Genomic DNA, 23,197 nt, shown 5'->3' with positions numbered 1-23,197 from the left:
CGCACCCGCACCCTGACCTTCACCTTCGACGGCGAGCAGTACACCGGCCACCCCGGCGACACCCTGGCGTCGGCGCTGCTGGCGAACGGGGTCCGCCACGTCGCGACCAGCGTGAAGCTGGGCCGCCCGCGCGGCATCACCGCCGCCTGGAGCGAGGACCCCACCGGGCTCGTCCAGATCGAGGAGCCCTTCCCCGAGCCCATGCTGCTGGCCACCACCATCGAACTGGTCGACGGCCTGGTCGCCCGGGGCCTCGGCGGCCGCGGCCGGCTCGCGGAGGTCCCCGACACCGCCCGCTACGACCGCCGGTACGCGCACTGCGAGACGCTGGTGATCGGCGCGGGCCCCGCCGGCCTGCTCGCCGCCCGGACCGCCGCACGCCGGGGCGACCGCGTGGTCCTCGTCGACGACCGGCCCGCCGCCGGTGGGTCGCTGCTCGGTACCGAGCGGATCTGCGGGCGGAGTGCCTACGAGTTCGTCGCCGACACGATGGCCGAGCTGCGGGCGGACCCGGACGTCCGGATCCTGTCGCGCACCACGGCGTTCGGCCAGTACGACGACGGCTTCGTCCTCGCCCTGGAGCGCCGCACCGACCACCTGGCCGAGCCTCCGCGCAACGTCTCGCGCCAGCGGGTCTGGCGCATCCGGGCCGCCCGGGTCGTCGTCGCGACCGGGGCGCACGAGCGGCCGATCGTGATCGAGGACAACGACCGTCCCGGGATCATGCTGGCCGCCTCGGCCCGCGACCTCCTGCACCGGTACGGCGTGCTGGTCGGCCGGAAGATCGTGGTCTTCACGACCGACGACGCCGCGTACGGCGCCGCCGCCGACCTCGAGGCCGCCGGCGCGCGCGTGACGGTCGTCGACCCTCGCCCTGTGAGTGCGGATAGTCGCCATGGCGACTATCGCCACTCACAGCTGGTGGGGACGAGGGGTGACGCCTCCGGGCAGGTGTGCGCCGCACTGCTCGACACGGGCGAGGAACTCCCCTGCGACACCCTCCTGCTCTCCGGCGGCTGGAACCCCACCGTCCACCTGTTCTCGCACGTCCGCGGCGCGCTGCGGTACGACGCCGAGCTGGGCGCGTTCCGGCCGGGCGAGCCCCTCGACGGCGTCACCGTCGTCGGCGCGGCGAACGGGACGTTCGACCTCGCCGGCTGCCTGGCCGAGGGCAAGGGCGAGACCCCGGCGGCGCCGACGGTCGGCCCCGCAGGCTCCGCCTCAACGCCGCCGCGCACCGGGATGGTCCTGTGGCGCACCGAGGGCGACCGGACGAGGCAGTTCGTCGACCTCCAGCGCGACTCGACGGTCGCCGACATCGCGCGGGCCGTCGGCGCGGGTATCCGCTCGGTCGAGCACGTCAAGCGCTACACGACGATCGGCACCGCGCACGACCAGGGCAAGACCTCCGGCGTGATCGCCTCCGGGATCACCGCCGAGTTGCTGGGCGTGCCGGTGGAGTCCCTGGGCACCACCACCTTCCGCCCGCCGTACACCCCGGTCGCCTTCGCGGCGCTGGCCGGGCGCGACCGCGGCCGGCTGTTCGACCCCGAGCGCACGACCGCGCTGCACGGCTGGCACGTGGAGGCCGGCGCGGTGTTCGAGGACGTCGGCCAGTGGAAGCGGCCGCGGTACTACCCGCAGCCGGGCGAGGACATGGAGGCCGCGGTGCTGCGCGAGTGCGCGGCGGCCCGCACCGGCGTCGGCATCCTCGACGGCTCCACCCTCGGCAAGATCGACGTCCAGGGGCCCGACGCCGGCGTCTTTCTGGACCGGATCTACACGAACATGATGTCGAGCCTGAAGCCCGGCCGGGTCCGCTACGGCGTGATGTGCGGGCTCGACGGCATGGTGATCGACGACGGCACCGTGCTCCGCATCGCGGACGACCGGTTCCTCGTCATGACCACCACGGGCGGCGCGGCACCGATCCTCGACCACCTCGAGGAGTGGCTGCAGACCGAGTGGCCCGAGCTGCGGGTCTCCCTGACCTCGGTGACCGAGCAGTGGGCGACCTTCCCGGTCGTCGGGCCGCGGTCTCGGGACGTGGTCGGTGCCCTGGCCCCGCACGTCGACGTCGCGAACGAGGCCTTCCCGTTCATGAGCTGGCTCGACACCGAGGTCGACGGCGTGCCGATCCGGTTGGCGCGCATCAGCTTCTCCGGAGAGCTGGCCTGGGAGGTGAGCGTCGACGGCTGGCACGCGGCGGCCGTCTGGCGGCGCCTGCTGGACCTCGGCGCACCGTACGGGATCACCCCCTACGGCACCGAGACCATGCACGTCCTGCGCGCCGAGAAGGGCTACCCGATCATCGGGCAGGACACGGACGGCACCGTCACCCCGCAGGACCTCGGCATGGACTGGGTCGTGTCGAAGAAGAAGCCGGACTTCGTGGGCAAGCGGTCCTTCGCCCGCCCGGCCAACGCCGACCCGCTGCGCAAGCAGCTCGTGGGCCTGCTGCCGGTCGATCCCGACCTGAAGCTGCCGGAGGGCTCGCAGATCGTCGAGCCGGCCGACGTGCTACCGCCGCCCCCGGTGCCCATGCTCGGCCACGTCACGTCGAGCTACCGCAGTGCCGCGCTCGGCCGGACCTTCGCGCTCGCCCTGGTCAAGGGCGGGCACGCGCGGATCGGCGAGCGCCTGACCGTGCCGGTCGACGGGGCGCTGGTGCCCGTCGAGGTGACCGGTTCCGTGCTGTTCGACCCCGAGGGGTCCCGTCGGGATGGTGAGCCGAGTGTCCACTGATGTACTGCGCCCGGTGGGGGCGCTCGACGGCTGGGCCGGCCGGTTCGCCGAGCTGCCGGACTCGGTGGCGCTGCTGGCCGAGCCGTTCCACGCGATGGTCGACGTCCGCACCGCGGACCCCGCCGCGCTGGAGGAGCTGGTCGGCGCCCCGCTGCCCGGGCCGAACGCGTGGAGCGGCGGCGAGCGCGTCACCGCGATCTGGCTCGGGCCGGACGAGTGGCTGCTGACCAGCCCCTTCCTCGCGCCGGCCGAGCTGGAGGCGGCGGTCCGGACGGCCGGGGCGACCGGGGTGGACGTCTCTGCGCAGCGCACCACGGTCCGGCTCCGCGGCGCCCACGCCCGGGACGTCCTGGAGACGGGCTGCGCGGTCGACCAGCACCCGCGCGCCTTCGGCACCGGATCGGCGGCCGTCACGCTGCTGGGCCAGGCCGGGGTCGTGCTGCTCGGCCTCGGGCCGTCCGACTACCGCCTCCTCGTGCGGTCCTCCTTCGCGACCTATCTCGCGGAGTGGCTGCTCGACGCCGCGAGCGAATTCCGATGAGGGGGCGGTGACGAGAACCGTGACGGTCTCCGCGTTCGACCTGTTCAGCGTCGGCATCGGCCCCTCGAGCTCGCACACCGTCGGCCCGATGCGGGCGGCGCTGCGGTTCGCCGGGCGGCTCGACCGCGAGGGCCTGCTCCCCCGCGTCGCGCACGTGAAGGCGGAGCTGTTCGGCTCGCTCGGCGCCACCGGGAAGGGCCACGGCAGCGTCGGGGCGGTGGTGCGCGGGCTGGCCGGGGAGGCGCCCGAGACCGTCGACCCGGGCAGCCCCACCGTCGACGACGTCTGGGGGACCGGACGGCTACGGCTGCTCGGCCGGCACGAGATCGGCTTCCGGGTCGAGGACGTGGTGCTGCACCGGCGGCGGACGTTGCCCTTCCACCCCAACGGTATGCGGTTCACCGCGCACGGCGGGACCGGCACGGCGCTGCTCACCGCGGAGTACTTCTCCGTCGGCGGGGGCTTCGTGCTCGACGAGGCGCAGCAGGCGCTCCTGCCGCCCGAGCCCGAGGTTCCGTACCCCTTCGCGGCCGGCGCCGAGCTGCTCGCCCGCTGCCGCGAGACGGGGCTGCCGGTCAGCGGGATCGTGCTGGCCAACGAGTGCGCGCGGATGCGGCGCCTGCGCCCCGACGTCGACCCCGAGGCCGAGGTCCGGCGCGGGCTGCTCGCGCTCTGGGCGGTCATGCAGGAGTGCGTGGAGCGGGGCTCGACGACGGGCGGCGTGCTCCCGGGCGGGCTGAAGGTCCGGCGCCGCGCGGCCGCCCTGCGGGAGGCGCTGGAGGCCGAGCCCACCGTGGAGTCCGGCGAGTGGGTCACCCTCTTCGCCCTCGCGGTGAACGAGGAGAACGCGGCCGGCGGGCGGATCGTCACCGCCCCGACCAACGGCGCGGCCGGGATCGTGCCCGCCGTCCTGCACTACTACCGCCGGTTCTGCAAGGCCTCCTCCGACGACGGCGTGGTCCGGTTCCTGCTCACGGCCGCCGCCGTGGGCTCGCTGTTCAAGGAGAACGCCTCCCTCTCCGGTGCCGAGGTCGGCTGCCAGGGCGAGGTCGGCTCGGCCTGCTCGATGGCCGCCGCGGGCCTGGCCGAGGTCATGGGCGGCACCCCGGAGCAGGTGGAGAACGCCGCGGAGATCGGCATCGAGCACAACCTCGGCCTGACCTGCGACCCGATCGGCGGGCTCGTGCAGATCCCGTGCATCGAGCGCAACGCCGTGGCGTCGATGAAGGCGATCACCGCGGCCCGGATGGCCGTGCGCGGCGACGGGCAGCACCACGTCAGCCTGGACAAGGCGATCCGGACGATGCGGATCACCGGTGCGGACATGAAGACCAAGTACAAGGAGACGAGCCGGGGCGGGCTGGCCCTCACCGTCGTCGAGTGCTGAGCCGGGAGTGGCGATGGTCGCCATCGCGACCATCGGCACTCACGGCCAGCGGTTGCGGTGCGCCGGTCCACGACGGACCGTGCTGCCATGCGTGATCCGGAGCCGCGCCCGTCGCGCCGCTCGCTGTGGTGGCTCCTCGGACCGCCGGTCCTGTTCTGCGTGGCGGTCGTGCCCGCGAACCGGGTCGAGCCGTGGGTGCTCGGGATGCCGTTCCTGGTCTTCTGGCTGCTGCTCGCCACGCTGCTCTCGCCGGTCTGCGTGTGGCTCGCGGCCCGCGGCGACCCCGTGTGGAAGGCGCACCGCCGGTGAGCATCGCGATCGTCGCCCTCTTCCTGGTCGCGGCGTGCGTACTCGGGATCCGGGCCGCCCGGGGACAGGACAAGGTCGACCTGGCCGCGTGGTCGGTGGGCGGGCGCAGCCTCGGGCTGCTGATGACGCTCGTGCTGATGGCCGGCGAGACCTACACGACCTTCAGCTACCTCGGCGCCGCCGGCTGGTCGTACACCCACGGCGTCTCCGCGCTCTACGTCGTGGCCTACCTGAGCATCGGGATGGCGGCGAGCTACGTCGTCGGCCCGCTGCTGTGGAGCTATGCGCACCGGCACGGGCTGCACAACATCACCGACATCGCGGCGCACCGCTTCGGCGCGCCGTGGCTCGGTGTGGTGCTCACCGTCGCCGCGACCGTGTTCCTGCTCCCGTACGTGCAGCTGCAGATCACCGGCATGGGCACGGTGGTGGCGAGCGTGAGCTACGGGGCGGTCGGGCTGGGCCTGTCCTACCTCGTGGCGTTCGCGGTGTCCGAGGTGTTCGTGCTGGCCAGCGGCCTGCGCGGGAGCGCCTGGGTGTCGGTGCTGAAGGACGTCACGGTCGTCGTGACGCTCGCGGTGGTCTTCGTGTTCGTGCCGCTGCACTTCTTCGGCGGCTACGGCGCGATGTTCGCGCAGATCGGCGCCGAGCGGGCCGCGTGGCTGACCATGCCCGGCCCGGGCTCGTCGACCTACGGGCTCGCCTGGTTCCTCTCCACCGCGCTGCTCAACGGCGCGGTCTACAGCGTCATACCCACGACCGTCGCGGGCTTCCTCGGCGCCGCGAGCCCGCAGACCCTGCGCCGCAACGCGCTGCTCCTGCCGCTCTACCAGGTGCTGCTGTTCGTGCCGGTGATCCTCGGGCTGGCCGCGACGCTCGTGGTGCCGGGGCTGAAGGACTCGAACCTCGCGCTGTTCGAGATGCTCGGCACCGCCCTGCCGGAGTGGCTGTTCGGGCTCGTGGGCGCGGCGGGCGCGCTGTCGGCGATCGTGCCGATGGCGGTGTTCATGCTGGCCATCGGCACGATGTGGAGCCGCTCCGTGCTGGGCCTGCACGAGCGCACCCGCGGCCGGCAGCGGCAGCTGGCCCAGGTCGTCACGCTCGTGGCCGGCGGGCTCGCGCTCGGGATGACCTACGTGTTCCCCAACGCCCTGGTCCGGCTCTCCGTGATCTCCTACGAGGGGCTCGCGCAGCTCCTGCCGCTCGTGGTGATCGCGCTCGTCTGGCGCCGGATGTCCCTTTCCGGGGGCGTCGCGGGGCTGGTGGCCGGGCTGCTCGTCGTGGTGGTGTTGATGGCGACGGGCAACGACCCCTGGGGCGGGGTCAACGCGGGCGCGATCGGGCTGGTGCTCAACCTCCTGGTCGCGGCGGCGGTGTCGCTCGCCCGCCCCGGCTCGGCGCCCGACGGCCGGCTGGCCGCACCCGAGCCCGTCCCCGCCCGCTCCGGCACCGAGGAGGACCACCGTTGACCCGCAGCACCACCCGGCTCGCCGACCTGACCGCCCGCGAGCTGCTCGCGGGCTACCGCGCCGGCACCTTCTCCCCCGCCGACGTCGTCGACGACGTCCTGGCCCGGATCGAGGCCGACGAACCCCGGCTGCACGCCACCTACGCCCTTGATCCAGACGGGGCGCGGGCCGCCGCCGCGGAGTCGGTCGGGCGTTGGCGGGCCGGTGAGCCGCGCCCGCTCGACGGCGTGCCGATCACGGTGAAGGACAACATCGCGACGCGCGGGGTGCCCACCCCGGTCGGCACGGCCGCGACCGAGCTGGTGCCGGCCGAGCGGGACGCCCCGGCGGCGGCCCGGGTCCGCGAAGCCGGGGCGGTGATCCTCGGTAAGACGACCATGCCGGACCTGGGGATGCTCGGGTCGTCGCAGTCGAGCTTCCACCCGGTGACCCGCAACCCGTGGGACCTGACCCGGACGCCCGGCGGGTCGAGCTCCGGTGCCGCCGCGGCCGCCGCGGCCGGCTACGGACCGCTCCACCTGGGCACGGACATCGGCGGCTCGGTGCGCCAGCCCGCGGGCTGGAACGGGATCGCGGGGCTCAAGCCGACGTTCGGGCGGGTGCCGGTGGTGCCGCCGTACGCGGGCCGGGTGGTCGGACCGATGTGCCGGACGGTCGGCGACGTCGCCCTGCTCATGTCGGTCGTCGCCGCGCCGGACGCGCAGGACCACACCGCCCTGCCCGCCGCCGACATCGCCTGGCCGGCGGCGCCGGGCGCGGTGCGGGGGCTGCGGATCGGCCTGCTCCCCGACGTCGGCGTCGGGCTGGCCACCGAGCACGCGGTGCGCGACGCCGTCGAGGAGGCGGCGCGCACGCTCGAGGCCGCCGGCGCGGTCGTCGAACCGGTGGCGCCCTTCCTGACCCGCGACATGCTCGACGGCATGGACCGCTTCTGGCGGGCCCGCGCCTGGTCGGACCTCGGCGCCCTGCCCGAGGAGCGCCGCGCGAAGGTCCTGCCGGCGATCCTCGAGTGGGCGGCTCCCGGGGCGGACCTGACCGGCGCCGAGGTCTTCCACGGCTACAGCCAGATGGACGCGATGGCCGTCGCCGCCCACCGCGCCCTTGCCGACCTGGACTTCCTGCTGCTCCCGACCGCGCCGATCCCACCCTTCCCGGTCGAGTACGCCTCGGCCTTCGACGACCCGGCCCGGCCCTTCGAGCACATCGCGACGAGCCTGCCGTTCAACATGTCCGGCCAGCCCGCGCTCTCGGTGAACTGCGGCTACACCGCGGGCGGGCTGCCGATCGGGTTGCAGATCGTGGGCCGGCGGTTCGACGACGCGGGCGTCCTCGCCCTCGCGATGGCGTACGAGGAGCTCCGCCCGCCCCAGCGCCCCTGGCCCACCCTGTGAGTGGCGATAGTCGCCATGGCGACTATCGCCACTCACAGGTCAGCTCCGCTTGATCACCACCTTGAGCGCCTCGTTGGCGGCGGCGTCGGCGAACACCTCGTAGGCGCGGTCGATCTCGTCGAGGCCGAAGGTGTGCGTGCCCATCTTCTCGGCGGGGATCTTGCCGCTCGCGACCATCTTGAGCAGCGTCGGGATGGAGACGGTGTCGACCAGGCCCATGGTCAGCGTGACGTTGTGGATCCACAGCTGCTCGAGGGGCAGCTCGACCGGCACGCCGTGCACGCCGATGTTGGCGATGTGACCGCCGGGGCGCACCAGCGCGGCCGCGGTCCGCAGCGTCTCCGGATAGCCGACCGCCTCGATCGAGACGTCGACGCCCAGGCCGTCCGTCAGCGCCTTGACCGCGTCGACGACGTCCGGGCCGGCCTCGACGGTGTCCGTCGCCCCGAACTCGACGGCCTTGCCCAGCCGGAACTTGTTGGTGTCCACGGCGATGACCCGGGACGCGCCCCAGAGACCGGTGGTCAGGATGGCGGCGAGCCCCACCGCACCGGCGCCCACCACCGCGACCGTGTCCCCGGGCCGGACCTGACCGGCCAGCACGCCGACCTCGTACCCCGTCGGCAGCGAGTCGGCGAGGAAGATCGCCTGCTCGTCCGTGACGTCGTTCGGCACGGCGTAGATCGACGTGTCGGCGTAGGGCACGCGGACCGACTCGGCCTGCGTGCCGTCGACCAGGTGCCCGAAGATCCACCCGATGCCGCCGACGGTCTGGCAGTGCGACGGCATGCCGCGCTGGCAGTACTCGCACCGGCCGCAACGGGTGATCGCCGGGACCAGCACCCGGTCGCCCTCCCGGAACCCGGTCACGGCCGAGCCCACCTCGGTGACCGTGCCGACGGCCTCGTGGCCGAGGATGCGGCCGTCGGTCACCGCCGGGACGTCGCCCTTGAGGATGTGCAGGTCCGTTCCGCAGATCGTGGTGGTGTCCACTCTGACCACGACGTCCGTCGGTTCCTGGACCGCCGCGTCGGGGACCTCCTCCCACGCCTTGGACCCCGGTCCGTGGTAGACGAGCGCCTTCATCCGTGCCCTCCCTCGGTCGGTACCGCCGCAGGAGGACGTTAGTGGCGCCGGTCACATGCAGGTGTCTCAGTCTGCGACCGGCCCGGCTCGGCCGCCCGGCGTCAGCCGACCACGCCCCGGTCGTGCAGGCCGCCGATCTCCGCCGCGCCCAGGCCCAGGACCTCGGCCAGCACCTCGTCGGTGTCGCGGCCCAGCTCCGGGGCCTCCCCCGCCGGGCCGTGCTCCCCGCCCCACCGCAGCGGCGAGCGCGCCGTGATCGACGCCGTGCCGTCCGGCAGGGTCAGGTCGGCCAGCACCGGGTGCCGCCCCTGCCGGTGCGCGCCCACCACCTCGGTCATCCCGCGGTAGCGGCCCCACAACACGCGGGCAGCGTCGAGCTCGTCGGACACGGTCTTGAGGTCGCGCGCGGCGAACCAGGGCCGCAGCACCGCGGCGATGGTCTCGCGCAGCCGGTAGCGCTCCGACTCCTTGGTCAGGTCGGCGTCGAGGGCCTGCTCCAGCGCCGCGAACACCTCCCCGGTGCCGGTCACCTTCCGCAGCGCCGCCCACTGCCCCTCGGTCAGCGCCACCACCATCACCCGCGCCCCGTCCGAGCAGGCGAAGTCGACGCCGAAGGAGCCGTAGACGTGGTTGCCGTGCCGCGGCCGCTCCCGGCCCCGTTCCGCGGCCTCCGACAGCCAGCCGAGGTTCGCCACGCCGGCCAGTGCGACGTCCGCCAGCGCCAGCTCCACGTACGTGCCGCGGCCGGTGCGCGAGCGGTCGTACAGCGCCGCGAGCACGCCCGTCGAGACGCTCAGCCCGGTCACGAGGTCCCACGCCGGGAGCACGTGGTTGACCGGCGCGCCGCCCTCCTCCGAGCCGGTGATCTGCGGGATCCCGACCTCGGCGTTGACCGTGTAGTCCACCGCCGGGCGGCCGTCCGGGTAGCCCTGCACACGCAGGTGGATCAGGTCTGGACGGCGCGCGACCAGCACGTCGTTGGCCATCCAGCGGCGCCCGACGACGTTGTCCACCAGCACCCCGCGGTCCGTGCCCGGCGCGGTGATCAGCGCGGTCACCAGCTCGCGGCCCTCGTCGGAGCGCATGTCCACGGTGACCGAGCGCTTGCCCTTGTTCAGCGAGGCCCAGTAGTACGACTCCGCGTCGGCCGGGCCGGTCCCGTTGCCCACGACCGGCCAGCGCCGGTGGTCGGTGTTGCCGCCGATCGGGTCGATCCGGATCACGCTCGCGCCCAGCTGCGCCAGCGTCATGCCACCCGTCGGGCCGGCCACGAAGCTCGCGCACTCCACGACCTGCAGGCCCTCCAGCGGACGGTTCATCTCGTTCCTCCCCGACTCGCGCTCGCTCGAGATCCTGCCTCCCGTGGACTCCGGGCGCAGGACCCGCCTATCGTACGAACGATCGTTCGTACCCTCATCGTGGAGGTCAGCCGTGCCGGTCCCCGACGCCCTCGAAGCCCGCCTGCGCCGCCTGGAGGACGCGCACGAGATCGCCCAGCTGCGCGCCCGCTACTGCCAGTACCTCGACGACGGCCGCTGGCCCGAGCTGGCCGCCCTCTTCACCCCCGACGGCGTGTTCACCGGCCTCGCCACCGCGCGCGGCACCGCCGAGCTCGAGTCCTTCTTCGGCGCGCTGCAGGAGGGCCCGCTGACGGCGTGGTGGCACTACAGCGCCAACGAGACCGTGGAGATCGACGGCGACACGGCCACCGGCGAGACCTGGCTCTGGCAGCCGTGCGTGGTCGACGGCGAGGCGCAGATCGCCGCCGGCCGCTACCGGGACCGGATCACCCGCGGCGCCGACGGGTCCTGGCGGTTCGCGGAGCGGGTGGTCACGTTCTTCTACTGGACCCCGCTCGCCGGGGGCTGGGACAAGGGGAAGGTCGGCTTCCCGCCCGCGGAGGCGGCACTCGACCGGGCGTGAGGCGTCGCTGCAGTGTCGTGATTACACTGCAACACTCACACCTGCGCGTCCTTCGGGAGGTGTCATGCCCTCGCTCTACGAGTTCGCCGGCGGTGAAGCCGCCCTGCACCGGCTCGAGCAGATCTTCTACGACAGCGTGCTCGCCGACCCGGTGCTCCAGCCGCTCTTCGGAGCCGGCCGGGCGTCGCACGTCGACCACCTGACCGCGTTCACCGCCGAGTCCTTCGGCGGTCCGGACCGCTTCTCCCGGGAGCTCGGCTTCGCGCACCTGATCGACGTCCACCGCGGCCTGCGGATCACCGACCGGCAGCGCGAACGCTTCGTCGAGCTGTACCTCGCAGCGCTCGACGCGGCGGACATGCCGACCGATCCCGACTTCCGCCGGGCCGTGCGGGAGCACCTCGAGTTCGGCACCCGGGTGGCCCAGCAGAACTCCCACGCCACCACGGACGACGAGCTGCACCCGCTCCGCGAGGTGCCCCGCTGGACGTGGCGGGGCGACGAGGAGGACCTCCCCGGAGGATCCGACTGAGCAACCGTTCGGCGGTCACGGGCCCTTGTGCCCGACCTTACGATCGTTAGTCCGGTCATGTGACGCCGTCGTCACGTCGGCGGCGCCGTGTCGGGTCAACGGAGACCAACCGGACGAGGAGAACCATGTCCCACGCGCACACGGACCAGGTCCCGGAGGAGTTCGACGCCGTCGTCGTCGGCGCCGGATTCTCGGGGCTCTACATGCTGCACCGGCTCCGCGACACCCTCGGCCTCTCCGCCCGGGTGTTCGAGGCCGGCGACGACGTCGGCGGAACCTGGTACTGGAACCGGTACCCGGGCGCCCGGTGCGACTCGGAGAGCTACTTCTACAGCTTCTCCGACCGGCTCTCGGAGGATCTGCTGCAGGAGTGGACCTGGAGCGAGCGCTTCGCGGCCCAGCCGGAGATCCTGAGCTACCTGCGCCACGTCGCCGACCGGTACGACCTGCGGAAGGACATCCGGTTCGGCACCCGGGTCGTCGGCGCGGAGTACGACGACGCCACCGGGCGGTGGACGGTCCGCACCGACGACGGCACCCAGGTGACGGCGACCTTCCTGATCACCGCGGTCGGCTGCCTGTCGACGACGAACCTGCCCGAGTTCCCGGGCCGGGACAGCTTCCGCGGCGAGTCCTACCACACCGGCGTGTGGCCGCACGAGGGCGTCGACTTCACCGGCAAGCGGGTCGCGGTGATCGGCACGGGGGCGACCGCGGTGCAGGCCGTCCCGGAGATCGCCGAGCAGGCGGCAAACGTGTATGTGCTGCAGCGGACCGCGAACTACGACATCGCGGGCGGCAACCGGCCGATGGACGCCGAGGACGGCCGGAAGATCAAGGCGGAGTACCGCGACATCTGGAAGGCGACGCGCGAGACGGCGTTCGGCTTCCCCTACGACGTCGCGCAGCGCACCGCGCTGTCGGTCTCGGACGAGGAGCGGCAGCGGATCTTCGCGGAGGCCTGGGAACGCGGCGGGTTCCGGCTCGGCACGACCTTCAACGACCTGCTGCTCGACGAACAGGCGAACGAGACCGCCGCGGAGTTCCTGCGGGCCCGGATCCGCGAGCGCGTGCAGGACCCGGAGGTCGCGGAACTGCTCTCGCCCCGCGACCACCCGTTCTTCACCAAGCGACCGCCGCTGGAGAACGGGTACTACGAGACGTTCAACCGCGAGAACGTCACGTTGGTGAACGTCCGGGAGGCGCCGATCCAGGAGATCACACCCGCCGGGGTGCGGACCGCCGAGGCCGAGTACGAGGTCGACGTCATCGTGTACGCCACGGGGTTCGACGCGATGACCGGAACGCTGTTCAAGCTCGGCATCCGCGGGCGGGACGGGCTCGGGCTCGAGGAGAAGTGGGCCGACGGACCCCACACCTACCTCGGCATCGCCACCCACGGGTTCCCGAACCTGTTCATGATCACCGGTCCGCAGAGCCCGTCGGTGCTCAGCAACATGCCGGTGTCCATCGAGCAGCACGTGGACTGGATCACCGACTGCCTCCGCCGGCTGGAGGAGCAGGGGTACGACACCATCGAGGCCCTGCCCGAGGCGGAGGACGACTGGGTCTCCCACCACGACGAGGTCACCGCGACGACGTTGCTGCCGCGGGCGAACTCCTGGTGGGTGGGCGCGAACATCCCGGGCAAGCCGCGCCGGCTGTACCCGTACGCGGGCGGGGTGGGGGTGTACCGGCTGCTGTGCGACGAGGTCGCCGCGCGTGACTACGACGGGTTCGCCCGCGGCAAGAGCGGAGCGGCCACGAACGGCAGGTTCAGCGGGATCGCGCGGGCCCGGTACACCGAGCTGGCCGAGGAGGCGGCCGCTGCGGCGTCCTAGAACTCCAGCACGAGCCGCCCCCGGGTCCCGCCCTCCTGCAGGCGGGCGTGGGCCTCGGGGGCGCGCTCGGCCGGGTAGGTCGCGGCGACCCGCAGCGTGACGGCGCCGGACTCGGCGAGCACGCGCAGCGCGTCGAGCCGCTCGCGGTCCTCGGCGATGTCCCGCACCCACACCGGATGCCAGGTGATGCCCCGCTCCTCCGGCCCGCGGTACCCGCGGACGGTGGCGATCCGGCCGCCGTCCCGGACCGCGGGCAGCAGCAGGTCGCCCTGCACCGACCCGTCGGCCAGCGCGTCGACGCCCCCGGGGACCGCCTCGCGGATCCGCTCGGCCACGGCGTCGCCGCGCGGGACGACGACGTCGGCGCCGAGCTTGCGGAGCAGCTCGACGTCGGCGTCGGCGGCGTCGGCGACCACCCGCAGCCCGGCCGCCTTCGCCAGCTGCACCACGTACCCGCCGTAGGCCCCGGCCGCACCGGTGACGGCGAGGGTGGCCCCGGGCTCGGGGTCGAGCAGGTCCAGGGTCCGGCGCGCGGTCATCCCGTTCATCGGCAGCGTGGCCGCGTGGGCGTGGTCGGCCCCGGCGGGCGCGCGCACGACCGAGCCGACCGGCACCACGACGTACTCCGCGTAGGCGCCGTGCGCGCCGTCCGGCACCACGACCGCCATGACGGCGTCGCCGAGGGCGAGCCCGCCCTCCGCGCCCTCACCGATCTCGTCGACGACGCCGGCGGCGTCCATCCCCGGCACGTACGGCGGCGGGTCCTTGCGCTGCCGCTCGGCCCGCGACCCGTCCCGGACGTAGGTGTCGGTGGGGTTGACCGCCGCCGCGTGCACCCGGATCCGGATCTGCCCCGGCCCGGCGTGCGGCTCCGGCAGCTCGACGACCTCGAGGGCCTCAGGCCCGCCGTACTGGTTCACCCCGATCGCGCGCATGCCCCGAGACTCCCATCCGCGCGTCGCGGCGGCGCGCCCGGGACCCCGAACGGGTGCCGGGGTCTCAGCCGGCGTTCCGCAGCACCTCGACGCCCACCGGCGCGTCGCCGCGCAGGGTCACGCGGTGCATGACGCGGCGGGCGTCGCCGTAGTCCCGGTTGGCGTAGTGGGCGGTGGCCCGGTTGTCCCACATAGCGACGTCGCCCTCGGCCCAGCGGTGCCGCACGACGTGCTCGGGCTTGGTGAGGTGCGCGAAGAACAGGTCGAGCAGGGATCGGCTCTCGGCGTCGGACACGCCGTCGATCCGCACCGTGAAGCCGGGGTTCACGAACAGCGACCTCCGCCCGGTCTCCGGGTGCACCCGCACGACGGGGTGGACCACCGGGTCGAGGCTGGTGACCGTCTCGCCGTCCCACTCGCTGCCCCGGCCCTGCCGGCGCTGGGCGAGGTAGTAGCCGAAGTCCTTGGTGCCGTCGTGCACGGCGTCGAGCTGCTCGGCGAGCCGCTGCACTGGCGGGGCCAGCGACTCGAACGCCAGCTCCAGGTCCGCCCAGTTCGTGTCGCCGCCGGCCGGGGGCAGGGTGACCGCACGCAGGATCGAGCCCAGCGGCGGGCGCTTCATGAAGGTGACGTCGGTGTGCCAGACGTCGGCGTACCCGTCGTCGGCGGAGTCGAGCGCGTAGATCTCGGTGTGGTTCTCGTCGATGCCCGGGACGACCGGGTGCGACGCCGTGAGCTCGCCGATCCGGTTGCCGAGCCGGACCTGGCCGCTCGGGTCGAGGTCGTGCTGGCCGCGGAAGAACAGCACCTTGCGGGCGGTGAGCTCGGCCCGGATCGCGGCGACCTGCTCGTCGGAGGCGGTGGCGAGGTCGACGTCGTGCACGATCGCGCCGAAGCGCGGGCCGAGCGGCTCGAGGTTCAGGACCGCGGCGGCCGGGGTGGGCAGGGCGGACAGGGACGCAGGCGACATGAGTGGCTCCGGGAACGTCTGCGCGGCGTGCGCACGCCGCGACCGGGGAGATCGGGAGGGTGACGACGTCGTCGACGGGCACGGGACGTCCGCGACACGGTTCGTGCAGGCGGACGTGCGGTGAGGGCGGGCAGGTGCCCGCCGCGCTCAACCGAACCAGCAGCGCGTCGCCGACCCCGTCCAGAAGAGGTCGAGGTCCACCGGACAGAGGTCCACGTTGGTCCGACACAGGTCGACGTAGAGCCGAGCCACGAGTCGGAGTTCCGGGGTCACGATCGGATACTCGCGTCACTCGCCCCTGGTGCGCAAGGCGATCCGCCGAGTGTCCGCCGTCACCCCTGCCGATCGTCACACAACGTCAACCCGTCGGTACGTTCCGTGCATGGAGCTCGGCTACCTCACGCACGTCGGGGGCCTGGGCTCCCCGCGCGACGCCTACCGCGACACCGTCGAGCTGGCCGTCGCGGCCGAGGCCGCCGGGTTCGCCTCCTTCTGGGTCGCCCAGCACCACGCGAGCGAGGCCCAGGGCTACCTGCCCTCCCCCTTCGTCCTGCTCGCCGCGGTCGCACAGGCCACGAGTCGGATCCGGCTCGGAACGGGGGTGATCGCGGCGGCACTGGAGGACCCGCGGCGGGTGGCCGAGGACGCCGCGGTGCTCGACGCGCTGTCCGGCGAGCGCCTGGAGCTGGGCGTCGGCGCGGGCTCGGACCCGGCGGCGTCGGCCCTGTTCGGCCGCGACCACGAGCGGCGGCACGCCGACTGCGCCGCGGCCGTCGACGAGCTGCGGGAGATCCTCGGCGGCGCCACGCTCGTGCCCGACGCGCCCGGCCTGCTCGACCGGATGTGGTGGGCCACGGGCTCGCGCCGCGGGGTCGACGCGGCCGCGGCCCGCGGGATCGGCGTGATCAGCGGCCGGCCGCAGGGCGCGGCCCCGGACCTCGAGCGCTACTGGGCGCGGGCGGCCGCCGAGCCGCGGGTCGCGGTGTCCCGGCTGATCCGGGCGGGCGAGCCCGCCGCCGAGGTCGCCGCCCGCCTGCGGGCCGACGCCGCGCTGCCGTGGGCGAGCGCACTGCTGCTGCAGACCCAGCCGACCCGTACCGACCTGGCCGGCCACCTGCGCACACTCGCCGTCGCCGCCGATGCCGTCTCCGCCGCCGTCTCCGCCGTGCGCGAACCCGTGGCGGCCGGGCCGCGGCGGACGGCAGGATGGACGGCGTGACGACCTCCCCCGAGACAGCGAACGGGACCCGCCGCAGCGGTCTGGACCTGCGGTGGGTCGACACCGGCACCCGCCCCCAGGACGACCTGTTCGGCCACGTCAACGGCGCCTGGCTGACCAGCCACGTGATCCCGGACGACCGCGCGCAGGACGGCGCGTTCCGCGACCTGCGGGACCGGGCCGAGGAGGACGTGCGGGCGATCGTCGAGGGCGCGGGCGACCTCGAGGGACCCGAGGCCCGGCAGATCGCCGACCTCTACGCCTCCTTCATGGACACGGACGGGATCGAGGCCCGGGGCGTCGAGCCGCTGCGCCCGCTGCTGGCGGAGATCGCGCAGGCCGCGGACAAGGCCGAGCTCGCCGCGGTGCTGGGCCGCCGGCAGCGGCACGGCCGGGCCTCCCTGTTCGGCGTCTACGTCGCGACGGACGCGAAGGACTCGGACCGCTACCTGGTGCACCTCTCGCAGTCCGGCCTCGGGCTGCCCGACGAGTCCTACTACCGCGAGGACGCCTACGCGGAGATCCGCGCCAAGTACGTGACCCACCTGGAGCGGCTCGCCGGCCTGGTCGGGCTCGAGGACCCGGCGGGGCTCGCGGCGACGGTCATGGAGCTGGAGACCGCGCTCGCCGCCGTGTCCTGGGACCGGGTGACCAACCGGGACGCGGAGAAGACCTACACCCTGATGACGTGGCCCGCGGTGCAGGCCAACGCCCCGGAGTTCCCCTGGGAGTCCTGGCACGCGGCGCTGCGGGCCGGGCGGGCGGGCGACGGCGATGCGGCGTTCGCCGAGGTCGTCGTCCGGCAGCCGTCGTTCGTGCTGGCCGCGGCGAAGCTCTGGGCGGAGCTCCCGCTCGAGCAGTGGCAGGCGTGGCTGTCGATCCGCACCGCATCGGCGTCCGCGGACTACCTGACCGGAGCCGTCGTCGACGAGGACTTCGACTTCTACGGCCGCACCCTCTCCGGCACCCCGGCCCTGCGCGAGCGCTGGAAGCGCGGCGTCTCGGTGGTCGAGAGCGCGATCGGCGAGGCCGTCGGCAAGCTCTACGTGGAGCGGCACTTCCCGGCCTCGTCCAAGGAGCGGATGGTCGAGCTGGTCGCGAACCTCGTCGAGGCGTACCGGCAGAGCATCTCGGCGCTGGACTGGATGAGCCCGGCCACCCGCGAGCGGGCGCTGGAGAAGCTCGGGAAGTTCACGCCGAAGATCGGCTACCCGGACAAGTGGAAGGACTACTCGGCGCTCGAGGTCAAGGGCGACGACCTGCTCGGCAACGTCCTGCGCGCCGCCGAGTGGGACTTCGACTACGACCTGAACCGCATCGGCGGCCCGGTCGACCGGGACGAGTGGCTGATGACCCCGCAGACGGTCAACGCCTACTACCACCCGCGGATGAACGAGATCGTCTTCCCGGCCGCGATCCTGCAGCCGCCCTTCTTCGACCCCGAGGCGGACGACGCCGCCAACTACGGCGGCATCGGCGCGGTGATCGGGCACGAGATCGGCCACGGCTTCGACGACCAGGGCTCGCGCTACGACGGCGACGGCAACATGACCGACTGGTGGGAGGCCGCCGACCGGGCGGAGTTCGACCGGCGCAGCAAGGCCCTGATCGACCAGTACGACGGGCTCTCCCCCGCCGGACTGCCGGAGCACAAGGTCAACGGCGCGCTCACCGTCGGCGAGAACATCGGCGACCTCGGCGGGCTCACGATCGCGATCAAGGCGTACCGGATCGCGACCGAGGGCACGGAGCCGCCGGTGATCGACGGGTTCACCGGGCTGCAGCGGGTGCTGATCGGCTGGGCGCAGGTGTGGCGGGCCGTGACCCGGGACGCGGAGGCGATCCGGCGGCTCACGATCGACCCGCACTCGCCGCCGGACCTGCGCTGCAACGCCGTCGTCACCAACCTCGACGCCTTCCACGAGGCGTTCGACGTCCGGGAGTCGGACGCGCTGTTCACCGCTCCCGAGGCGCGCGTGCGCATCTGGTGAGCCGCGCGTGACCGTGACCGACGGGCCGGGTGAGCGCTTCGGCCTCACCTGGCCCGGCCGGGCGGAGTGCCTGCGGGTGATCGGCGAGCCGCCCACCGGCGCGCTCGAGCCGATGCCGGCGGAGTCCGTCGACTGGGACACCACCGGCAACGTGATCGTCGAGGGGGACAACCTCGAGGTCCTCAAGCTGCTGTCCCGCGCCTACCACGGCGCGGTCAAGCTGATCACGATCGACCCGCCGTACAACACCGGCCGGGAGTTCCTGTACCCGGACGACTTCGCCGACCCCATGGCCGCCTACCTGCGCTTCTCCGGCCAGGTCGACGACCTCGGGCGGCGGGCGAACGCGGCCGTCGAGACCGCGGGGCGCCGGCACTCGCGCTGGCTGTCGATGATGTACCCGCGGCTGGTGCTGGCCCGCGAGCTGCTGCGGCCGGACGGCGCGATCTTCGTGACGATCGACGACACGGAGGTCGCGCACCTGCGGCTGATCATGGACGAGATCTGGGGCGAGGAGAACTTCGTCGCCACGGTGGCCTGGCAGAAGGTGTTCGCCAAGAAGAACCGGGCGTTGATCTCCGGCAGCCACGACCACGTGCTCGTCTACGCCCGGGACGTCGAGGCGTGGGACCGGCGGCTCCTCCCCCGCGGCGCGGCGCAGGAGAAGGCCTTCGGCAATCCCGACGCCGACCCGCGCGGGCCGTGGCAGAGCGTCTCCTTCTCGGTCCGCTCGGAGGGCGTGGAACGGGCCGGTACCTACCGGTACCCGGTCACGCTGCCGTCGGGCCGGGAGGTGTGGCCGCCCGCGGGCCGGCACTGGAACGGCGACCGGGTCCGCTACGAGGAGCTGCGCGCCGACGGCCGGATCTGGTTCGGCCGGGACGGCGACCACCCGCCGCGGGTCAAGGGCTTCCGCAGCGAGGTGCAGGCGGGGATCGTGCCGGACACGTGGTGGCGGCACGACGAGACCGGGCACAACCAGGAGGCCAAGCGCGAGGTGGTCGCGCTGTTCGGGGCGGACGAGCCGTTCACCACGCCCAAGCCGACCCGGCTGGTCCGCCGGATGCTGCAGATCGGCACAGGCCCGGGCGATCTCGTGCTCGACTTCTTCGCCGGCTCCGGGACGCTCGGGCACGCCGTGTTCGCCGAGAACCTGGCCAGTGGCGAGGAGCGGCGGTTCCTGCTGGTCCAGCTGCCGGAGCCGACGCCGGGCACCGCGTACTCGTCGATCGCCGACGTCACGCGGGAGCGGGTGCGGCGGGCCGGGGCGGCGCTGCGGCCGGAGGCGGAGCCCGACGCGGACCTCGGCTTCCGGGCCTACCGGCTCGTCGCCGGGGGCGGCACCGACCTCACCGGCCTGATGCTGGCCGCCGGGCACCCGCTCACCGCGCCCGTCGAGGAGGTCGACCTCGCCGGCGTCGCAGGCTGGTCGGTCGCCGACGGCGCCCTGCTCGCGTGCTTCGCCCCGCTCACCGAGGCCGTCGTCGAGGCGATGCTGGCGCGCGAGCCCGCAGTGCTGGCCGTGACCGAGGAGGGCTTCGGCGGCGACGACGCCCTGCGCCTGCACACCCTGCACGCCGTCCGCGAACGCAACCGGCGGGGCGTCGACCTCGCGCTCCAGGTGGTGTGAGTGCTCCGCTTCGACGCAACGCTCCCCCACCAGGCCGCGGCCGTCGCCGCCGTCGTCGACCTCTTCGCCGGGCTGCCCCGCGCGCCGCACCCGGCCTTCACCGAGACCGGGGTCGCCAACCCGCCCGGTCCCGGCTTCGACGCCCGGCTCCCGGCCAACCTCCGTGCCGTCCAGGGGCGCCACGAGCTGCCGGCGACCGGCGGTCGCACCCGCGACTTCGCCGTCGAGATGGAGACCGGGACCGGCAAGACCTACGTCTACCTGCGGACGGCGTTCGAACTGCACCGCGCCCACGGCTTCCGGAAGTTCGTGGTCGTGGTACCGAGCGTGGCCGTGCGGGAGGGCGTGCTCGCGAGCATCGAGGCCCTGCGCGAGCACCTCACCGCGCTCTACGCCGAGCCCTTCGACGCCGTGGCCTACGACGCCCGCCGGCTCGGCCGCGTCCGCCGCTTCGCCACCTCGGGCAGCGTCCAGTTCCTGGTGATGACGCTGCAGGCCTTCCGCCGCGACGTCGCGGGCCGGGGCGGGAACGTCGTCCACCGCGCGCAGGACCAGATGGCCGGACGGCGGCCGATCGAGGTCGTCGCGTCGACCCGGCCGGTCGTGATCCTCGACGAGCCGCAGAACATGGAGTCCGACGGCGCGGCCGCGGCCATCGCCAAGCTGAACCCCTTCTGCACGCTGCGCTACTCGGCCACGCACCGGAACCCGCACGAGCTGGTGTACCGGCTGGACCCGGTCGAGGCGCGGGAGCAGGGCCTCGTCAAGGGCATCGAGGTGGCCTCGGTCGTGCCGGACGGGCGGGCGTCGGAACCCCTGGTCCGGCTGCTCGCGGTCGACGCCGGCCGCTCCCGCGCGCGGCTGACGATCCACCACGAGCAGCGCGAACGCACGCTCTGGGTGCGGCTCGGCGACGATCTCGCCACGCTCTCCGGCGGGCGGCGGGAGTACGCGCGCGGGTTCGTCGTCGCCGACATCGGGTTCCGGGAGCCGGCGGTGCACTTCTCCGGTGCCCTGGTCGTGACGCCGTCGACCCCGGCCGGGACCTACGACGCCGGCGTGCGCCGGGCGCAGGTGATCGAGACGGTCCGCCGGCACCTCGACCGGGAGCGCGCGCTCGCGCCGCGCGGGGTGAAGGTGCTGTCGCTGTTCTTCGTCGACCGGGTGGCGAGCTACCGGGCGCCCGACGGCGGGCTCGGCGAGGCCGGGCGCTGGTTCGAGGAGGCCTACACGCGGCTCGCACCCGGCTATCCCGAGCTGGACCTGCCGCCCGTCGGGGCGGCGCACGGCGGCTACTTCGCCGGCGACCCGCGGACCGGGTACGTCGACGGCGGGGAGACGGACGCCTCGGCGTTCGACCTGATCATGCGGGACCGCGAGCGGCTGCTCTCGGCCGCCGAACCGATGCGGTTCCTGTTCAGCCACTCCGCCCTGCGCGAGGGCTGGGACAACCCGAACGTCTTCCAGATCTGCACGCTCAACGAGACCCGCTCCCCCGACCGGAAGCGCCAGGAGATCGGCCGCGGCCTGCGGCTGCCCGTCGACGCCGCGGGCCGGCGGGTCCGGGACCCGCGGGTGGCGCGGCTAACCGTGGTCGCCAACGAGGCCTACGACGAGTTCGCCCGCACCCTGCAGGAGGAGTACCGCGCGGACACCGGGCGCGAGATCGTGGTGCGGCGGGCCGGCGACCCCGACACGGCGGTGCGCGGGGCCGAGTTCGCGGCGCTGTGGGCGCGGGTCGGGCTGGGCCTCCGGGCCCGGCTGCCGCTGTCGACCGAGGACCTGGTCCGGCACGCCGTCCGGGCACTCCGGGCGGCGCGGCCGATCACCCCGCCCCTCGTCCGGGTGCGGACGACGGACCACGCCACCGGCCGGTCCGAGGCGGGGCCGGCCTACGCGCTCGAGCCGGGTGCCGGCCTCACCGAGGCGGAGGTGGTCGCCGAGGTGCAGGCCCGGACCGGGCTGACCCGCGCGACCGTGTGCCGGGTGCTCGGCGACGCCGGCCTGCTCGGCTGCGTGGGCGCCAACCCGACCGCCGTGCTCGACCGCGCGGCGTCCGCGCTGCTCAGCGGCCTCCGGGCGCAGCTCCCGCCGGTGCTGGAGATCGTCGGCGGGGAGCTCCGGTCCGCCGACGGGGCGCGGGGCGAGCCGGTCGTGCTGCCGCGCGCCTTCACCGTCGACACCCCGTTCGGCCCGGTCGCGCCGCGGGCCGCGCACGTCGACGGCGAGGCGGTCTACCTGCTCACGGGACCAGGACGTACTTCCCGGTGACCCGGCGCTCGGCGTAGAGCCGCAGCACCGCCCCGGCCTCCTCGAGCGGCGCGGTCGTGGGACGCGGCGGGTGCAGCTCGTCGCGCCCGATCCGGCCCAGGACGTCGGCCAGCAGCGCGGCGTTGCCCTCCGGCCCGCCGACCTCGCGGGCCCAGTCGCCCCAGTCCACCCCGATCACCGAGCGGTTGCGTAGCAGCACGATGTTCGCGGGCAGGCGCGGGATCTCACCGGACGCGAAGCCGAGCACGCAGAACCGGCCGCCCGCGCGCAGCGCCCGCAACGACGACTCGGCGGCCGGGCCGCCGACGGGGTCGATCACGACGTCCGCGCCGCCGTCCGTCGCCGCGCGGATCGCGTCCTTCAGGTCGGTGTAGTCGATCGTCACCTCGGCGCCCGCGGCCTTCGCCGCCGCCCGCTTCTCCTCCGACGACGCCACGGCCACCACCCGCGCGCCCAGGCCGCGGGCCACGTCGACGGCGGCCAGCCCGATCCCGCCGCCCGCGCCGAGCACCACGACCTGCTCGCCGGGCTCGATCGTGACCCGCCGCGTGACGGCGAAGACGAGCGTCGCGTAGCTCTCCATCGCGCAGGCGGCGACGGTGGCGTCGACGCCCGCAGGAAGCGGGACCGCGAGCGGGGCGGGGACGGTGACGTGTGAGGCGAAGCCGCCGAACCCGGTCGCCGAGGCGGCCACGGCCGTCCCCACCGGGCAGGTCTCCACGCCCTCGCCGACCGCGACGACCCGCCCCGCGACCGCCATCCCGGGCGTGAACGGCAGCGGCGGTCTCACCTGGTAGCCGCCACGGACGATCAGGCCGTCCACGAAGCTGACGCCGGCCGCGCCGACCTCGATCAGGACCTCACCCGGCCCGGGGGCTTGGGTGGGCTCCTCGACCACGGTGAGCAGTTCCGGATCGCCGAACTCGGTGCAGACGACGCGCAGCATCGGTCCACCCT

18 protein-coding genes are annotated in these 23,197 nt (G+C 74.1%); 13 read left to right on the top strand and 5 right to left on the bottom strand.

Annotated features, from left to right (window positions below; all coding sequences use genetic code 11):
- The 6 genes from PKE99_RS19770 to PKE99_RS19745 form a co-directional block, all read left to right on the top strand.
- The coding region (locus PKE99_RS19770; protein WP_037047203.1) for a 2Fe-2S iron-sulfur cluster-binding protein at positions 1-2,745 on the top strand (2,745 nt) is incomplete at its 5' end.
- Positions 2,735-3,286, top strand: coding sequence for a sarcosine oxidase subunit gamma (locus PKE99_RS19765; protein WP_231498251.1), 552 nt, complete (start codon positions 2,735-2,737; stop codon positions 3,284-3,286). The genes PKE99_RS19770 and PKE99_RS19765, both read left to right, overlap by 11 nt.
- A gap of 19 nt (positions 3,287-3,305) precedes the next feature.
- The gene (locus tag PKE99_RS19760) at positions 3,306-4,673 is read left to right on the top strand and encodes an L-serine ammonia-lyase (RefSeq protein ID WP_037047205.1); all 1,368 of its coding nucleotides are present in this window, start codon (positions 3,306-3,308) and stop codon (positions 4,671-4,673) included.
- 87 nt (positions 4,674-4,760) lie between these two features.
- Positions 4,761-4,982: a DUF3311 domain-containing protein gene (locus PKE99_RS19755; RefSeq protein WP_037047206.1), complete on the top strand. Its 222-nt coding sequence runs from the start codon at positions 4,761-4,763 to the stop codon at positions 4,980-4,982.
- Positions 4,979-6,451, top strand: a complete 1,473-nt coding sequence (locus PKE99_RS19750) for a sodium:solute symporter family protein (protein ID WP_231498252.1) — start codon at positions 4,979-4,981, stop codon at positions 6,449-6,451. The genes PKE99_RS19755 and PKE99_RS19750 overlap by 4 nt, the downstream gene beginning before the upstream one ends.
- Positions 6,448-7,842 (top strand): amidase, encoded by a 1,395-nt coding sequence (locus tag PKE99_RS19745; RefSeq protein ID WP_037047209.1) that lies wholly within the window; start codon positions 6,448-6,450, stop codon positions 7,840-7,842. The genes PKE99_RS19750 and PKE99_RS19745 overlap by 4 nt, the downstream gene beginning before the upstream one ends.
- A gap of 39 nt (positions 7,843-7,881) precedes the next feature.
- Here PKE99_RS19745 and PKE99_RS19740 read toward each other — a convergent pair whose 3' ends face one another.
- Together PKE99_RS19740 and PKE99_RS19735 are read right to left on the bottom strand one after the other, a co-directional pair.
- Entirely contained in the window at positions 7,882-8,928 is a 1,047-nt protein-coding gene (locus tag PKE99_RS19740; RefSeq protein ID WP_037047210.1) for an alcohol dehydrogenase catalytic domain-containing protein, read from the bottom strand.
- A 101-nt stretch (positions 8,929-9,029) separates the two neighbouring features.
- Positions 9,030-10,247 (bottom strand): CoA transferase, encoded by a 1,218-nt coding sequence (locus PKE99_RS19735; RefSeq protein WP_037047211.1) that lies wholly within the window; start codon positions 10,245-10,247, stop codon positions 9,030-9,032.
- Between the two features lie 112 nt (positions 10,248-10,359).
- Between PKE99_RS19735 and PKE99_RS19730 the strand changes: the two genes are divergently transcribed.
- From PKE99_RS19730 to PKE99_RS19720, 3 genes are all read left to right on the top strand, one after another.
- Positions 10,360-10,851, top strand: coding sequence for a nuclear transport factor 2 family protein (locus tag PKE99_RS19730; RefSeq protein ID WP_037047212.1), 492 nt, complete (start codon positions 10,360-10,362; stop codon positions 10,849-10,851).
- Between the two features lie 64 nt (positions 10,852-10,915).
- Complete coding sequence (locus PKE99_RS19725; protein ID WP_037047213.1) at positions 10,916-11,383, top strand: group II truncated hemoglobin; 468 nt, start codon at positions 10,916-10,918, stop codon at positions 11,381-11,383.
- Positions 11,384-11,508: 125 nt separating this feature from the next.
- Positions 11,509-13,224 (top strand): flavin-containing monooxygenase, encoded by a 1,716-nt coding sequence (locus PKE99_RS19720; protein WP_081924219.1) that lies wholly within the window; start codon positions 11,509-11,511, stop codon positions 13,222-13,224.
- On the opposite strand, the gene PKE99_RS19715 is transcribed toward PKE99_RS19720, so the two are convergent.
- Positions 13,221-14,159, bottom strand: a complete 939-nt coding sequence (locus PKE99_RS19715) for an NADP-dependent oxidoreductase (RefSeq protein WP_037047215.1) — start codon at positions 14,157-14,159, stop codon at positions 13,221-13,223. The two genes, PKE99_RS19720 and PKE99_RS19715, sit on opposite strands and share 4 nt — an antisense overlap.
- A 64-nt stretch (positions 14,160-14,223) precedes the next feature.
- Positions 14,224-15,129 carry a TauD/TfdA dioxygenase family protein gene (locus tag PKE99_RS19710; protein WP_037047216.1) on the bottom strand — a complete coding sequence of 302 codons (906 nt, stop codon included), beginning with the start codon at positions 15,127-15,129 and terminating at the stop codon, positions 14,224-14,226.
- Positions 15,130-15,511: 382 nt separating this feature from the next.
- Between PKE99_RS19710 and PKE99_RS19705 the strand changes: the two genes are divergently transcribed.
- Genes PKE99_RS19705 through PKE99_RS19690 form a run of 4 tightly spaced genes read left to right on the top strand, consistent with a single transcriptional unit; the run spans position 15,512 to position 22,240 of the window.
- Positions 15,512-16,348 (top strand): LLM class flavin-dependent oxidoreductase, encoded by an 837-nt coding sequence (locus tag PKE99_RS19705; protein WP_051737594.1) that lies wholly within the window; start codon positions 15,512-15,514, stop codon positions 16,346-16,348.
- Positions 16,345-18,339, top strand: a complete 1,995-nt coding sequence (locus tag PKE99_RS19700; RefSeq protein ID WP_231498253.1) for a M13 family metallopeptidase — start codon at positions 16,345-16,347, stop codon at positions 18,337-18,339. Before PKE99_RS19705 ends, PKE99_RS19700 begins: the two co-directional genes overlap by 4 nt.
- A gap of 7 nt (positions 18,340-18,346) precedes the next feature.
- Positions 18,347-19,969, top strand: coding sequence for a site-specific DNA-methyltransferase (locus PKE99_RS19695; protein WP_051737595.1), 1,623 nt, complete (start codon positions 18,347-18,349; stop codon positions 19,967-19,969).
- On the top strand, positions 19,970-22,240 hold the full coding sequence (locus PKE99_RS19690; protein ID WP_051737596.1) for a DEAD/DEAH box helicase family protein: 2,271 nt from the start codon (positions 19,970-19,972) through the stop codon (positions 22,238-22,240). It begins immediately after the preceding gene.
- Here the strand turns inward: PKE99_RS19690 and PKE99_RS19685 are convergent.
- Positions 22,212-23,186 carry an NADPH:quinone oxidoreductase family protein gene (locus PKE99_RS19685; protein WP_037047220.1) on the bottom strand — a complete coding sequence of 325 codons (975 nt, stop codon included), beginning with the start codon at positions 23,184-23,186 and terminating at the stop codon, positions 22,212-22,214. The two genes, PKE99_RS19690 and PKE99_RS19685, sit on opposite strands and share 29 nt — an antisense overlap.
- Positions 23,187-23,197 lie beyond the last annotated feature (11 nt).

Source organism: Pseudonocardia halophobica (assembly GCF_027922425.1).
Classification (GTDB): domain Bacteria; phylum Actinomycetota; class Actinomycetes; order Mycobacteriales; family Pseudonocardiaceae; genus Pseudonocardia; species Pseudonocardia halophobica.
This window is presented reverse-complemented; position numbering and strand designations above follow the sequence as displayed.

Bases quoted from the DNA above. Each gene is read 5' to 3' on its own strand.
- PKE99_RS19755 (WP_037047206.1), top strand. From the start codon at position 4,761: ATGCGTGATCCGGAGCCGCGCCCGTCGCGCCGCTCGCTGTGGTGGCTC.
- PKE99_RS19740 (WP_037047210.1), bottom strand. From the start codon at position 8,928: ATGAAGGCGCTCGTCTACCACGGACCGGGGTCCAAGGCGTGGGAGGAG.
- PKE99_RS19735 (WP_037047211.1), bottom strand. From the start codon at position 10,247: ATGAACCGTCCGCTGGAGGGCCTGCAGGTCGTGGAGTGCGCGAGCTTC.
- PKE99_RS19725 (WP_037047213.1), top strand. From the start codon at position 10,916: ATGCCCTCGCTCTACGAGTTCGCCGGCGGTGAAGCCGCCCTGCACCGG.
- PKE99_RS19720 (WP_081924219.1), top strand. From the start codon at position 11,509: ATGTCCCACGCGCACACGGACCAGGTCCCGGAGGAGTTCGACGCCGTC.
- PKE99_RS19715 (WP_037047215.1), bottom strand. From the start codon at position 14,159: ATGCGCGCGATCGGGGTGAACCAGTACGGCGGGCCTGAGGCCCTCGAG.
- PKE99_RS19710 (WP_037047216.1), bottom strand. From the start codon at position 15,129: ATGTCGCCTGCGTCCCTGTCCGCCCTGCCCACCCCGGCCGCCGCGGTC.
- PKE99_RS19705 (WP_051737594.1), top strand. From the start codon at position 15,512: ATGGAGCTCGGCTACCTCACGCACGTCGGGGGCCTGGGCTCCCCGCGC.
- PKE99_RS19685 (WP_037047220.1), bottom strand. From the start codon at position 23,186: ATGCTGCGCGTCGTCTGCACCGAGTTCGGCGATCCGGAACTGCTCACC.